General features: G+C 63.5%; 14 protein-coding genes and 3 tRNA genes. All 17 read left to right on the forward strand.

The features are described 5' to 3' along the window. Window positions 1-194: 194 nt before the first annotated feature. A tRNA-Ala gene (locus tag ACTQX9_RS08925) sits at window positions 195-267 on the forward strand. Between the two features lie 200 nt (window positions 268-467). After that, window positions 468-543: transfer RNA gene (locus ACTQX9_RS08930), tRNA-Ile, on the forward strand. Between the two features lie 317 nt (window positions 544-860). Then, a tRNA-Ala gene (locus ACTQX9_RS08935) sits at window positions 861-933 on the forward strand. A 75-nt stretch (window positions 934-1,008) separates the two neighbouring features. Next, on the forward strand, window positions 1,009-3,042 hold the full coding sequence (locus ACTQX9_RS08940) for an ABC-F family ATP-binding cassette domain-containing protein (protein WP_441541265.1): 2,034 nt from the start codon (window positions 1,009-1,011) through the stop codon (window positions 3,040-3,042). Continuing rightward, on the forward strand, window positions 3,029-3,325 hold the full coding sequence (locus ACTQX9_RS08945; RefSeq protein WP_370450603.1) for a hypothetical protein: 297 nt from the start codon (window positions 3,029-3,031) through the stop codon (window positions 3,323-3,325). The genes ACTQX9_RS08940 and ACTQX9_RS08945 overlap by 14 nt, the downstream gene beginning before the upstream one ends. 9 nt (window positions 3,326-3,334) lie before the next feature. Beyond that, on the forward strand, window positions 3,335-4,018 hold the full coding sequence (locus ACTQX9_RS08950) for a site-2 protease family protein (RefSeq protein WP_441541267.1): 684 nt from the start codon (window positions 3,335-3,337) through the stop codon (window positions 4,016-4,018). Between the two features lie 84 nt (window positions 4,019-4,102). Next, window positions 4,103-4,912 (forward strand): segregation and condensation protein A, encoded by an 810-nt coding sequence (locus ACTQX9_RS08955; protein ID WP_441537368.1) that lies wholly within the window; start codon window positions 4,103-4,105, stop codon window positions 4,910-4,912. Window positions 4,913-4,923: 11 nt separating this feature from the next. Beyond that, window positions 4,924-5,652, forward strand: coding sequence for an SMC-Scp complex subunit ScpB (gene scpB, locus ACTQX9_RS08960; protein WP_441541269.1), 729 nt, complete (start codon window positions 4,924-4,926; stop codon window positions 5,650-5,652). Next, window positions 5,639-6,616 carry a pseudouridine synthase gene (locus ACTQX9_RS08965; RefSeq protein ID WP_441541271.1) on the forward strand — a complete coding sequence of 326 codons (978 nt, stop codon included), beginning with the start codon at window positions 5,639-5,641 and terminating at the stop codon, window positions 6,614-6,616. Before scpB ends, ACTQX9_RS08965 begins: the two co-directional genes overlap by 14 nt. A gap of 66 nt (window positions 6,617-6,682) precedes the next feature. Then, complete coding sequence (gene cmk / locus ACTQX9_RS08970; RefSeq protein WP_441538765.1) at window positions 6,683-7,369, forward strand: (d)CMP kinase; 687 nt, start codon at window positions 6,683-6,685, stop codon at window positions 7,367-7,369. Window positions 7,370-7,372: 3 nt separating this feature from the next. Continuing rightward, a complete protein-coding gene (locus ACTQX9_RS08975; RefSeq protein ID WP_427793511.1) occupies window positions 7,373-8,101 on the forward strand; it encodes a lysophospholipid acyltransferase family protein in 729 nt (242 codons plus the stop codon). 2 nt (window positions 8,102-8,103) lie between these two features. After that, entirely contained in the window at window positions 8,104-9,000 is an 897-nt protein-coding gene (locus ACTQX9_RS08980; protein WP_441541273.1) for a 4-hydroxy-3-methylbut-2-enyl diphosphate reductase, read from the forward strand. Between the two features lie 2 nt (window positions 9,001-9,002). Continuing rightward, on the forward strand, window positions 9,003-10,445 hold the full coding sequence (locus tag ACTQX9_RS08985) for a DUF512 domain-containing protein (RefSeq protein WP_441541275.1): 1,443 nt from the start codon (window positions 9,003-9,005) through the stop codon (window positions 10,443-10,445). A 10-nt stretch (window positions 10,446-10,455) separates the two neighbouring features. Next, a complete protein-coding gene (gene der, locus ACTQX9_RS08990) occupies window positions 10,456-11,790 on the forward strand; it encodes a ribosome biogenesis GTPase Der (protein WP_427748050.1) in 1,335 nt (444 codons plus the stop codon). Beyond that, a complete protein-coding gene (gene plsY / locus ACTQX9_RS08995; RefSeq protein WP_441541277.1) occupies window positions 11,783-12,466 on the forward strand; it encodes a glycerol-3-phosphate 1-O-acyltransferase PlsY in 684 nt (227 codons plus the stop codon). The genes der and plsY overlap by 8 nt, the downstream gene beginning before the upstream one ends. Window positions 12,467-12,475: 9 nt before the next feature. Beyond that, window positions 12,476-13,483 (forward strand): NAD(P)H-dependent glycerol-3-phosphate dehydrogenase, encoded by a 1,008-nt coding sequence (locus ACTQX9_RS09000; RefSeq protein WP_441048418.1) that lies wholly within the window; start codon window positions 12,476-12,478, stop codon window positions 13,481-13,483. A gap of 18 nt (window positions 13,484-13,501) precedes the next feature. Beyond that, the gene (rpe, locus tag ACTQX9_RS09005) at window positions 13,502-14,173 is read left to right on the forward strand and encodes a ribulose-phosphate 3-epimerase (protein WP_441541280.1); all 672 of its coding nucleotides are present in this window, start codon (window positions 13,502-13,504) and stop codon (window positions 14,171-14,173) included. The last annotated feature ends 4 nt before the right edge of the window (window positions 14,174-14,177 follow it).

Genomic DNA, 14,177 nt, shown 5'->3' on the forward strand with positions numbered 1-14,177 from the left:
GTAAGGGCTACCGCACGGGCCGATACTCAAAGCCCATTGTGGCATCCCGAGCCCGCGAAAAGAAGCTGCGCCGCGGGGGAGGCGACCCAAATGGCTTTCTCATATCGTCTTGACACAGAGAGTGTGATCAAAAAAGTTTCTTCAAAATTGTTCTTGCACCCTTGGAGGAGTTCCCGTATAGTACTTTTTCGCACGGGGGCGTAGCTCAGCTGGGAGAGCGCTTGACTGGCAGTCAAGAGGTCAGGGGTTCGATCCCCCTCGTCTCCACCCGAGCATTGAATGAGGCTCCAACGCAAGTTGGGGCCTTTTTTCATATAGGCACACAAGGTCAAAGGCAGGACCATGATCCTTCCGATCGAAAAGATCGTGCGTTGAATGACCATTGCGCGCATGGTAGTATTTCACGTCGTGGTGCAACGACACGCTAAATGGAACTTCCCCATTGCCTTTGCAACCACTAATATAAAGGGCTCTTGGCGCAACGGTTAGCGCAGGGGACTCATAATCCCTGGGTTCTGGGTTCGAATCCCGGAGGGCCCACCAGGTTTTTCAACAGGTCAGGCAATTTGTCTGGCCTGTTTCTTTTTCATGGCAACATTTTCTTGCAAGTAGCTTGTTTGCCCACTTCCAAACGCCTTGGGTCGCGTTCATGGCGGGAGGTCCCCGGGGGCGACCGGGCTGGAGCCGGAAAGGCGGGCTGCGGCAGCACCGCACGCCTTAGGGCGCGCCCCGCGGGCATGGCCAGGCATCGCGGACCCTCGATCCTGTGCGGGTCCGCGCCCCCGCGCCGCGACGGCGAAAGTTTTTCTAAAATTGTCCTTGCATCGCCGTCCGAGTTCCCGTATAGTACTTCTTCGCACGGGGGCGTAGCTCAGCTGGGAGAGCGCTTGACTGGCAGTCAAGAGGTCAGGGGTTCGATCCCCCTCGTCTCCACCCGAGCATTGAATAAGGCTCCAACGCAAGTTGGGGCCTTTTTTCATATAGGCACACAAGGTCAAAGGCGGCACCATGATCCTCCTGGTCGACAAGATCGAAAAAAGCTTCGGCGCGCGCGTCCTCTTTAGCGGCGCGTCCTTTCAGATCAACCCCGGCGAGCGCTTTGCGCTCGTGGGACCCAACGGCGCCGGCAAAACCACCATGCTCAAAATCATCATGGGTATCGACAGCCCCGACGCCGGCCAGGTCCAGTACTCCAAGGACTGTCAGGTGGGCTACCTCGAGCAGGAAACCAACCTAGAGCACAAGGATACGACCATCCTCGCCGAGGTCATGGCCGCCGCCAAGGAAATCCGCCGCATGGGTGAGCGCGCCAACGAGCTGCAGGCCCAGATCACCGAGCTCTCTGAGCAGGGCAAGGACGTCGACGCGCTCCTTAACGAGTACGGCCAGGTCCAGGACCGCTTTGAGCACTTGGGCGGCTACGAGCTCGAAAGCAATGCCCGCAAGATCCTGTCCGGTCTGGGCTTTAAGGTCACCGACTTTGAGCGCCCGTGTTCCGAGTTCTCGGGCGGCTGGCAGATGCGCATCGCGCTGGCCAAGCTCTTCCTGCGTCATCCCGACCTGCTGCTTCTGGACGAGCCCACCAACCACCTGGACCTCGAAAGCGTCCAGTGGTTGCGCGGCTTTATCGCCAACTACGACGGCGCCGTGCTCATCGTCAGCCACGACCGCGCCTTTATGGACGCCTGCGTCGACCACGTCGCCGCGCTCGAGAACCGCCGCGTGACCACCTACACCGGCAATTACAGCAGCTACCTCAAGCAACGCGAGGACAACTTGGAGCAGATGCGCGCCAAGCGTGCCGCCCAGGAGCGCGACATCGCCCACATGCAGGTTTTCGTCGACAAGTTCCGCTACAAGCCCACCAAAGCCGCCCAGGCGCAGGAGCGCATCCGCAAGATCGAGCAAATCAAAAAGGAGCTCGTCATCCTGCCCGAAGGCCACAAGCACATCGACTTTAAGTTCCCCGATCCGCCGCGCTCCGGCGACATGGTCGTGGGCCTGGAGGGCGTGTCCAAGTCCTACGGCAACAAGAACATCTATAGCGATATCGACCTCAAGCTCTATCGCGGCGAGCACGTGGCGCTCGTCGGCCCTAACGGCGCCGGCAAATCCACCCTCATGAAGATCCTCGCCGGCCTGGAGCCGCCCACTACCGGCACGCGCGACCTGGGTACCAACGTGGGCGTTGCCTATTACGCCCAGCACGCGCTCGAAGGCATGACCGAGTCCAACACCGTCCTGCAAGAAATCGACACCGTCACGCCCAAGTGGACCGTGCCGCAGCAGCGCAGCCTGCTGGGCGCCTTCCTGTTTAGTGACAACGATTCTATCGAAAAGCAGGTCCGCGTTCTTTCCGGCGGCGAAAAGGCGCGTCTGGCCCTGGCTAAGATGCTCGTGGCCCCCGAGGCACTTCTGTGCCTGGACGAGCCCACCAACCACTTGGACATCGACTCGGTGGACATGCTCGAGAACGCCCTGCAAAACTTCCCCGGCACCATTGTTCTGATCAGTCACGACGAGCACCTGGTGCGAGCCGTGGCCAACCGCGTGATCGATATCCGCGATGGCAAGGTCACGGTCTATGACGGCGACTACGACTACTACCTCTACAAGCGCGAGGACCTCGCGGCCCGCGCCGCCGCCGAGGCGGCAGGGGAGAGCACACCGGCCACGGCCAAGCCCACCAAAGCCAGCGCCGCCCAGGCCGATACCCCTGCCGCAGCGCCTAAGCCGGCCGAGGGCAAAAAGACCAAGGAGCAAAAGCGCGCCGAGGCCCAGGCCCGCGCTGCGCTCAACAAAAAGCTCAAGGGCGTGCGCAACCAGCTCAAGAAGATCGAGGCCGAGCTCGACAAGAAGCGCGCCCGCTATGACGAGCTTATGGAATTGATGGCGAGCGAAGAGCTTTATGCCGATCAGGATAAGTTCAACGCCGCGCTGGGGGAATATAACGGCCTTAAGCAAGAGCTGCCCAAGCTCGAGGACGAATGGCTGGAGCTTTCCACCCAAATCGAAGAGGAGACCGCGCGTGAATTCTCGTAAGGCCGCTGCCGTGGCGATGAGCATCATCGCCATCGCGTGCCGCATCTGCGGCATCTTTATGAGCGCGATGACTGTGCTGCTGTGCTTTAGCGGCCTCACCGCCAAGCTGCAGATTGTGGGCTTTGTCGTTGAGCTTTCTCGCGCGCTGCCGACCGCCATCGCCGGCTATGGCGTCATCACATCGCCCTTTGGCGGTGTGTTCCGCCTGGATTACGCCATCGTGGCCGTCATCCTGTTTGTGGCCGACTACCTGCTCACGCGCGCCTCACGCCGCGTCCGCTAGGGGAGTGCCATGTCCAGTAGCTACCTCATGAACCTGCTTGCCAGCGCCGTCGCCGTCATCGTGGGCATCGTGATCCACGAGAGCGCACACGCCGCCGCGGCCTGGGCACTCGGCGACAAAACGGCCCGTTCGCGCGGCCGCGTCTCGCTCAACCCGCTCAACCATATCGACCCGTTTGGCACCATCATCCTGCCGCTGCTCATGCTCGCCGCCGGCGGCCCGGTGTTCGCCTTCGCCAAGCCCGTGCCGGTCTACCTCAACAACCTCAAGCACCCCAAGCGCGACGAGGTCTTGGTGAGCGCGGCCGGTCCTGCATCGAACATCGCACTGGCGTGCCTTGTGGCCGCCATCATGCACGCAGCATACGGCAACCTCTACACCAGCATGTCCTTTGCCGTAGCGTCCCAAATCATGAACTTTGGCGCCACCTTTATCGTGGTCAACCTGTCGCTCGCGTTCTTTAACCTCATCCCGATCCCGCCGCTCGACGGCTCGTCGATCATCGTGCCGTTCCTCAAAGGTAAGGCGCTCACCAACTACTACCAACTGCAGCAATACGCCATGCCCATACTCATCCTGGTGCTGTATCTGCTGCCCATGTGGACCGGCATCGATGTGATCGGCCGGTATTTCGACGTTACCGTGTATCCGCTCGCTGGGCAGCTGCTTAACTTCGCAATCGCCGGCATCTAAGGTAAACTTACAGGTCGACCGTGCAAAACGGTCGCAACATGCACCCAAACCGCGCCGCGAAGGCGCCGTCAAAGGAGGTCGAAGATGTCGTATCGCGTGTCGACGCAGGTCTACAGCGGACCGTTCGACCTGCTGCTGCAGCTGGTAACCCGCCAAAAAGTTGATATCGGCGCCATCTCTATCAGCGAGGTGGCCGAGCAGTACCTTGCCGAGGTTGAGCGTATTGAGGCGCTGGACCTGGACGTAGCGAGCGACTTTCTGCTGGTCGCGGCAACCCTTTTGGACATCAAGGCCGCCTCGCTGGTGCCGCAGGAGGCCCCGCACAAAGCCGACGACGATGACGAGATTGACGAAGACCTCGAAGAGCTCAGCGCACTCGACGGCGACGCCCTGCGCGAGGTCCTGATCCAGCGCCTGATCGCCTACAAGCAGTTTAAGGGCGCGGCGGCGGCCCTTGGCGCGCGCATGCAGGCCGAAAGCCGCATGCATCCGCGCGTGGCCGGCCCCGACCCTGAGTTTTTGGGCCTTATGCCCGACTACCTGGCCGGCATTACCCTGCGCGGCCTCGCCGTCATCTGCGCCGACCTGGACGGCAAGCGCCAGACCTTCCTGCTGGAGGCCGAGCACGTGGCGCCGCATCGCGTGCCGCTCGACCTGACGGTGGCCTCGGTCGACCGCTTTACCATGGCGCACCAAACTTGCACCTTCCGCGAGCTGTTGGATGGCGATGCCACCACCGAGCAGCTCGTCGTCACCTTCCTGGCCATGCTCGAACTCGCCAAGCGAGGCTCGCTCACCCTGAGCCAGGACGAGATCTTTGGAACCATCCGCATCAACCGCGTCGAGGGCGCCGAGGCCTACGTGCCCGGCGAGGGCCCCGAGCTCACCGAATAGGAGCGGCAACCATGTCAACCCTTTCCACGCTAGAGGCAAACAGCCTCAAGGGCGCCCTCGAGGCGCTGCTGCTGGTGTCGAGCGATCCGGTGAGCGCGCCCGCGCTGGCAGATGCGCTGGATATCGCCCCGGGCGAGTGTGCGTCGCTTTTGGCCGAACTCAAAGTTGAGTACGAGGAGGCCAATCGCGGCTTTCAGCTGCGCGAGGTCGCCGGCGGCTGGCGCCTGTTCACGCATCCCGCCTACCACGACGTGGTCGAGGCTTATGTGCTGAGCTGGGATACGCAAAAACTGTCGCAGGCGGCACTCGAGACTCTTGCTGTGATCGCCTACCACCAGCCCGTCACGCGCGAGGTGGTCAAGGGCATCCGCGGCGTCAACTCCGACGGCGTCATCGCGTCGCTCGTTGACAAGGGTCTGGTGCGCGAGCTCGGCCGCGACCCCCAGCGCGGTCAGGCCATCATTTACGGCACGACCAACGCCTTTTTGGAGAAGTTTGGTCTGCGCTCCACCCGCGACCTGCCCGATCTGGAGCAGTTTGCCCCCGACGAGCAGTCGCGCCAGTTTATCCGCGAGCGCCTGAGCGGCCGCAGCATTCAGTCTACGCTCGAGGAGCAGGTCGAGGACCTGGACGAAGAGCGCGAGCTGCTGGATACCGATGTTGAGGATGTCGAGGCAGTCGGTGGCGAGGAAATACTTGCCACCTACGACGCTGCGGAGGATACGCATGACGAGGACTAACGAGGCAGGGGAGACGCGCGCCGCCGGCGCCACAGCGCCCAACGCGGATACGCACAAGTCCGTCTCCCAGCCCGTCTACCCGCACACCATGCGCCTGCAGCGCTTTTTGGCGCGCGCGGGCGTGGCGAGTCGCCGCGGCTCGGAGGACCTGATGACCGCCGGCCGCGTGACTGTCAACGGCCAGGTCGCGACCGAATTGGGCACCAAGGTCGATGTGGACCGCGACCATATCGAGGTTGACGGCATGCCCGTCAAGCTCAACCAGGGCGCCGTGTACCTGATGCTCTACAAGCCGACCGGCTATCTCACCACCATGAGCGATCCGCAGGAGCGCCCCTGCGTGGCCGACCTGGTCCCGCGCGACCGCTTTCCGGGGCTCTTCCCGGTGGGTCGCCTGGACCGCGACACCACGGGCCTTTTGCTCTTTACCACCGACGGTGACCTGTCACAGGACCTGCTGCACCCCAGCAAGCACGTCTACAAGACCTATCAGGCGCTCGTGGACGGCCACCTGACCGATCGCGACTTGGAACCGCTGCGCCGCGGCATCGAGCTCGACGACGGCCTGTGCCAGCCGGCGATCTGCCGCGTCATTACCGCGCGCGAGGCCGAGGCGGTGGCTCCGCAGGGTGTGAAGCCCGGCACCACCGCCGTCGAGGTCATCATCCGCGAGGGCCGCAAGAACCAGGTCAAGCGCATGCTGAGCAAGATCCACCACCCGGTGATTCGTCTGCACCGCTGTAACTTTGCCGGCCTGGAGCTCAAAGACGTGGCCAAGGGCTCGTGGCGCGAACTCACCGACCGCGAGGTACAGATCCTCAAGGCCGGCGGCATCCCGCCCAAGCAGGCCGGCGCCAAGCGCGGCGCTGCGCCGGCGACCAACCCCGCGACCCGCACGCGCCACCACGGCAGCCACGGCTCCGCGCCCAAGCGCAACACCTACCGCGAGCGCTACACGGGCTAGCCAGTCCGCCAAGCCCCAGCGCCCGCGTCCCATACCAGCACGTCAACCACCGAAAGGAAGCATTGCATGATCGTCGCCATCGACGGCCCCGCCGGATCCGGCAAGTCCACCATCGCCAAGGAGATCGCCCGCCAGCTGGGCTTTAACAAGCTCGACACGGGCGCCATGTATCGCGCCGTCACCTTCGCCGCGCTCGACCGCGGCATCGATCTGGACGACGAGGCTGCAATCGATGCCCTTGCCGAGCAGATCGAGATCCGCTTTACCAACGGCACCGGCGAGGACACGCGCCTGACCATTGACGGCCAGGACGCCTCGGCTGCCATTCGCACTCCGCAGGTGGACGCCAACGTCTCCAAGGTCTCGGCCTACCCGGGCGTGCGCGCCGCCATGCTCATCCATCAGCGTCGCGCCGCCGAGGACCGCGACATCGTGGCCGAGGGCCGTGACATCGGCACCGTCGTGTTCCCCAACGCGCAGGTCAAGGTCTTTCTGACCGCCGACCCGCGCGAGCGCGCCCGTCGCCGCGTGCTGCAGCGCCACCAAAACGACGCCCAGCCGCCCACCGAAGAGCAGCTCGAGGCCGAGGTCGACGAGACCCTCGACGCCCTCAAGCAGCGAGACAAGCTCGACAGCAGCCGCGAGGTCGCGCCGCTCGTGCCCGCCGAGGACGCGGTGCACGTCGACTCCACCGCACATACCATCGACGAGGTCGTCTCGATAATCGAGGACCTCATCAACCAAAGGAGGTAGCTCATGCGCCTGTTTAAGCAGACGCCCGAGGATTACTACAACGCGCCTTATGCCGAGTTCCCCGTGCTCATCCGTGGCACCGTCTTTGTGGTCATGGGCATCCTGTGGGTCTTCTCCAAGCTCATGTGGCGCTGGAAGGTAGAGGACAGCGACCTGCTGTTTGAGCGCCAGGAAGGCCGCGGCAGCGTGGTCATCTGCAACCACACCTCGATGGCCGAGCTCCTGGCCGTGGAGACGGCGCTATTCTTTGGCGGCCGCCGCATTCGCCCCATTTTTAAGTCCGAGTTTGCCAAGAGCAAGATCGTGCGCTGGGCCTTTAGCCGCGTGGGCGGCATTCCCGTCGAGCGCGGCACCGCCGACATGAAGTGCCTGCGCGCCGCCCAGCATGCACTGCAGCGCGGCGAGGACGTCCTGATCTTCCCCGAGGGCACGCGCATCCGCTCGCGCGAGATCAAGCCCGAGGTCCACGGCGGCTTTGCGCTCATTGCCCAGATGGGCAAGGCACCCGTCAACCCGCTCGCCATCTGCGGCTGGTCCGATATCACGCCTGCGGGCAAAAAGCTCATGCGCCCCAAAAAGTGCTGGATCCGTGCCGGCAAGGCCATCTCGCTATCCGATGCACCGGCCGAGCTCAAGCGCAAGGAGCGCCTGGCATGGTTTGAGTCCGAGGCCATGAGCCGCGTCTACGCCATGCGCGACGACCTATGTGCCGAGCACCCCGGCAGGTTCTAGCCATGGGCGAGGAAGTCATGAATACCGCCGCGACCGCCGCTGAGGAGGTCGTCCCCACCATCGAAATCGCAGCGCACGCCGGTACCTGCTACGGCGTACAGCGCGCGCTCGACATGGCGCTGGCCGCCGCACCGCAGGCAGGGGAGAGCACTCAGGTCCACACGCTGGGTCCGCTCATCCATAACCCCATCGTGGTGCGCGAGCTCGCCGAGGCAGGCGTTGGTCTGGCAGACACCCTGGACGACGCCGCTTCGGGCACCGTGGTCATTCGCGCGCACGGCGTGGTGCCGCAGGTCATCGAGGCTGCTCGCGAGCGCGGCCTTACCGTGGTCGATGCCACCTGCCCCTACGTCAAGAAGGTCCATGTGGCGGCCGAGCGCCTGGTGCGCGAGGGCTACCGTGTGATTGTCGTGGGCGAGCCGGGCCACCCCGAGGTTGAGGGCATCCTGGGCCACGCCGGCGATGACGCGCAGGTCGTGAGTTGCGCCGCCGATGCGGACGCGCTTCCGCTCAAGGGCAAGGTGGGCCTGGTTGTGCAGACCACCCAAACCGCGCAGAACCTGGCCGAGGTCGTGGCCTCCATCACCCCACGTGTGCAGGAACTACGCGTGATCAACACCATCTGCGCGGCCACGAGCGAGCGACAGCAGGCGGCCGCTGCACTTGCCAACCGCTGCGACTGCATGGTCGTCGTGGGCGGCAAAAATTCGGGCAATACGCGCCGCCTGGCACAGATTTGTGCCGATGTCTGCGAGCACACCCATCACATCGAGGGAGCTTCCGAGCTTGAGGCCGCATGGTTTGCCAACGCGCGCCACATCGGCATCACCGCCGGAGCCTCAACTCCGCAAGAACACATCGAGCGCGCCGTCGAGCGCATCAAGGAGCTTTGTCGCTAATCATGGACCAGACCGTACCCGCATACGCCGCCGAGGTGGCCGATTACGGGCGCAGCCGCGACCCCGAGCCGGGTGAGGGCGCGCTCGTAAAAAACGTGCGTCCCGAATCGCCCGCATGGGATGTGGGTATCGAGCCGGGCATGCGCGTGCTCACGGTCAACGGTGAGCAGCTGACCGATATGATCGTGTGGCTTTGGGAGGCCGACGAGGACACCGTCGAGCTGGAGGTATTCGACCCGCGCGACGGCACCGTCACCCCCGTGGAGCTTGACCGCTTTCCCGGCGAGGACTGGGGCCTTGAGTTCGACGGCCCCATCTTTGACGGCATGCGTACCTGTGTGAACGCCTGCGTGTTCTGCTTTATGACCATGTTGCCCAAGGGCGGTCGCTCCACGCTCTATATTCGCGATGACGACTACCGCCTGAGCTTTTTGCAGGGCAACTTTGTCACGCTCACGAATCTTTCAGACGAGGACGTGCAAAACGTTATCGATCGCAATATGAGTCCCATGAACGTGTCGGTCCACGCCGTAAGCCCCGACGTCCGCCGCCGCATGATGGGCCGTAACGCCCAGCGCGGCATGGACGTGCTCGAGGCCATCATGGCCGCCGGCATCGAGATTCACGCGCAGATCGTTTTGTGTCCCGGCATGAACGACGGCGAGGAGCTGCAAAAGACCCTACGCTTTTGCGAGGAACACGAGCAGATCACGAGCCTGGGCATCGTGCCGCTCGGTTTTACCAAGCACCAGAGGCGCTTTACCTGGTCATACAGCGACAAACCTGAGCTCGCGCGCGAAACCATTGCCATGATCCGTCCCTTCCAGGATCGTGCCTACAAGCGCTTTGGCCGCCACACCTTCCAGATGAGCGACGAGTTCTATCTGGACGCCGGCATCGAGCCACCCCAGGCCGAGTTTTACGACGGCTACCCGCAGTATTACGACGGCATCGGTATGATTCGCTCGTATCTGGACGAGACTGACGATGTGCTTGCCGCCGACGCCGAGCGTCTGCGCCGCGTCCGCGCTGGCATCGCCGGGCGCAACCAGCGCCTCCTGTGCCTCTCCGGCACCAGCGCGCGCGACACCGTGGCGCGCTTTGTGGAGTCGCCACGGGGCCTTGCCGGCACCGTCACCGCTATCGAAAACCGTTACTTTGGCGGCAACGTGGACGTGACCGGCCTCATCGTCGCCTGCGACATTCTGGAGCAGCTGCCGCAGGACCTCTCGGGGGTTATGCTCTTTGTGCCTAAGCTCATGTTCAACGCTGACGGCATGACGCTTGACGAGTATCATCGTGACGATTTACTCGCAAGCCTTGAAGCTCGCGGCGCCGAGGTTCATGTGGTATCGACCATGCCGCATGAGCTGCTCGATACCCTGGAGCATATCCTTGGCATTATGCCCGCAGGCTCTACTAATTCCGCTGACCCTACCCATTAAAGGAGTGCAGATGAAACCTATCGTCGCCGTCGTCGGACGCCCCAACGTGGGCAAGTCCACGCTCGTTAACCGCCTGGCCCAGACCTCGGACGCCATCGTCCATGAGTCCCGCGGCGTAACGCGCGACCGCTCCTACCACACGGCCGATTGGAACGGCCGCGAGTTCACCATCGTCGACACGGGTGGCATCGAGCCGCTCAAGAGCGATGACGTCTTTGCCACGTCCATCCGCGACCAGGCCCTCGCCGCCGCCGAGGAAGCCGCCGTCATCCTGTTTGTGGTCGACGGCCGCACCGGCGTCACCGAGGAGGACGAGTCGGTCGCCCGCATGCTCAAGCGCTGCGACAAGCCGGTCTTTCTGCTGGTGAACAAGCTCGACAACCCCGATCGCGAAAACGACAGCATCTGGGAGTTTTATTCGCTCGGCATCGGCGAGCCAACGCCGCTCTCGGCCCTGCACGGCCACGGCACGGGCGACCTGCTCGACGACATCGTTGCCCTGTTGCCCGAGGAGGAGGACGAGGTCGCCGATGAGTTCCCCGACGCGCTGAACGTCGCCATCATCGGCCGCCCCAATGCCGGTAAGTCGTCGCTGTTCAACCGCATCCTGGGTGCCGACCGCTCTATCGTGTCCAACATCGCCGGCACCACGCGCGACGCCATCGACACCGTCGTGGAGCGCAACGGCAAGCACTACCGCATGGTCGACACCGCGGGTATTCGCAAGAAGAGCACCGTGTACGAGAACATCGAGTACTACTCCATGGTCCGCGGCCTGCGCGCCATCGACCGTGCTGACGTGGCACTGCTCGTCGTCGACGCCTCCGTGGGCGTTACCGAGCAGGACCAGAAGGTCATGGGCTTGGCCATCGAACGCGGTTGCGCCATCGTCGTTCTGCTCAACAAGTGGGATCTGCTCGACGACGACCGCAAGCGCGAGGCCTGCATGGAGACCGTCGACCGCCGTCTGGGCGTCATGGCTCCCTGGGCCCAGTACCTGCGCATCTCGGCCCTGACCGGCCGTAGCGTCGAGAAGATCTGGGCAATGGTCGACGCCGCCGAGAAGACGCGCTCGCAAAAGATCACCACCTCGCGCCTCAACACCTTCCTCACCGACCTGCGCGAGTTTGGCCACACCGTGGTGGACGGCAAGCGTCGCCTGCGCATGCACTACGTGACCCAGACGGGCGTCAACCCGCCGACGTTTACGTTCTTCGTCAACCACAGCGACCTGGTCAACGACACCTACCAGCGCTACGTGGAGAACCGTATGCGCTCGACCTTCGACTTTTCCGGCACGCCCATTCGACTCTTCTTTAGGAAGAAGGAGCAAAAGGATGCATAATCCGATTCTGCTGACCGCCATCTGCGCCGTGGTCTCGTTCTTTATCGGAGCGATTCCGTTTGGCCTGATCCTGGGCCGCGTGTTCAACCACACGGATATTCGCAAGGCGGGCTCCGGCAACATCGGCACCACCAACGCCCTGCGCGTAGCCGGCCCCAAGGTCGCGGCGCTCACGCTGCTGCTCGACTGCTTGAAGGGCGCCATCTGCGTCCTTATCGCGCGTCCGCTCATCGCAAGTGTGGGCTATGGCTTCCCGGTGAGCATCATGGCTCCCGGTGCCGCCGGCGACTGGATGCTCGGCGTCATTTGTCTGGCAGCGGTGTGGGGCCACATATTCTCGCCCTACCTCAACTTCCGTGGCGGCAAGGGCATTGCCGTGGGGCTGGGCGTCATACTGGCCTGGTACTGGCCCATCGGACTTTCGCTGCTGGGCATGTTTATCGTGGCCGTCGCCATCACCAAGTATGTGTCGGTGGGCTCGCTTGCCGCTGCCATCGGTCTTCCCGTCGCCGCCTGCGCGGTCTTTCCGTACAGCAGCCTGGGCCTCAAGTTTTGTATGGCAATGATCGGCATCACCGTGGTGTGGGCCCATCGCGCGAACATCAAAAAGCTCATGACGGGCAAGGAATCCAAGCTCTCGTTTACCAAGCGCGTCACCGAGCCCGACGATAAGTAGGAGAGAGTCATGAATGTTGCGCTGATTGGCTCCGGCTCCTGGGGAACCGCCGTCGCCGGCCTTGCCGCCGCGCGAGCCGAGCGCGTGACCATGTGGGCCCATAGTGAGCAGACGGCCGCCGGCATTAACGGCGAGCACCGCAACCCGCGCTATCTGGTGGACTACGTGCTGCCGGAAAACGTTGTCGCCACGACGGACCTGGCCCAGGCGCTCGACGGTGCCGATGCGATCATCTTTGCCGTGCCTTCGACGCACCTGCGTGGCGTCTGCCACCAAGCGGCACCCTTTATCGCCGCCGACACCCCGGTGCTCTGCCTTACCAAGGGCATTGAGCCCGAGTCCGGCATGCTCATGAGCGAGGTCATCGCCAGCGAGATCGGCAACGAGGCACGTGTGGCGGCGCTCTCGGGCCCCAACCATGCCGAGGAGATATGCCGCGGCGGACTTTCCGCCGCCGTCATCGCCAGCAAAGACTCGCAGGTAGGGGAGACCTTTAAGGACCTGCTCCTATCCACGGCCTTCCGCATCTATCTGTCGCAGGACATGACCGGCGTCGAGGTTTGCGGCGCCATGAAAAACGTCATCGCCATCGTGTGCGGCATCTCCGCCGGTACCGGCGCAGGCGACAACACGCTCGCCCTTATCATGACGCGCGGCCTGGCAGAAATCAGCCGACTGGTGCACGCCCGCGGCGGCCAGGCCATGACCTGTATGGGTCTTGCCGGCATGGGTGACCTTATTGCCACCTGCACCTCCGAGCATTCGCGCAACCGCACCTTCGGCTACGAGTTTGCCCACGGCGTATCGCTCGACGAGTACCAGGCGCGCACGCATATGGTGGTCGAGGGCGCCGTCGCCGCCCGCAGCGTGAGCGAGCTCGCCCGTTCGCTGGGCGTAGACATTCCGCTCACCTTTGCCGTGGAGCAAACGCTCTACAACGGTGTTACTTTGGATAGGGCGCTCGAGATCCTTACCGACCGCGTCCCCTCTCAAGAGTTCTACGGACTCACCGACTAGCGCAGAAAGGCTACTACCATGGGTTCCATCAAAATCGCTCCGTCCGTCCTTTCGGCTGACATGGCCAACCTCAAGGGCGAGCTCGACAAGATCGCCGGCGCCGACTATGTGCACTTCGACGTCATGGACGGTCACTTTACCGGCAACCTCACCTTTGGCGTCGAAATCCTCAAGGCCGTCAAGCACTCCACCAAGGTGCCGGTCGACGCGCACCTGATGGTGTCGAACCCCGACGAGACCGTCGATTGGTATGCCGACGCCGGCGCCGATATGATCACCGTGCACTATGAGGCCTCCACGCACCTGCACCGCACGCTCACGCATCTGCAGCAGCGCGGCGTCAAGGCCGGCGTGGTGCTCAACCCCGCCACGCCCGTCTGCGTGCTCGAGAGCATCATCGAGGTCGTCGACATGGTGCTGCTCATGAGCGTGAACCCCGGCTTTGGCGGCCAGAGCTTTATCCCGGGCACGCTGCATAAGCTCCACGAGCTCAAGGCCATGTGCGAGCGCCACGGAGTGTCGCCCATGATCGAGGTCGACGGCGGCATCTCTTCCAAAAACATCGCCGAGGTCGTCAAGGCCGGCGCCAACGTACTCGTAGCCGGCTCCGCCGTATTTAAGTCCGAAGATCCCGCCGCCGAGGTTGCGCTGCTGCAGAAGCTGGGCAACGAGGCCGCACAGGAGGCATAAACCC

It is taken from the genome of Collinsella sp. LCP19S3_F2 (genome assembly GCF_052121015.1).
In the GTDB taxonomy this organism is placed as follows: domain Bacteria; phylum Actinomycetota; class Coriobacteriia; order Coriobacteriales; family Coriobacteriaceae; genus Collinsella.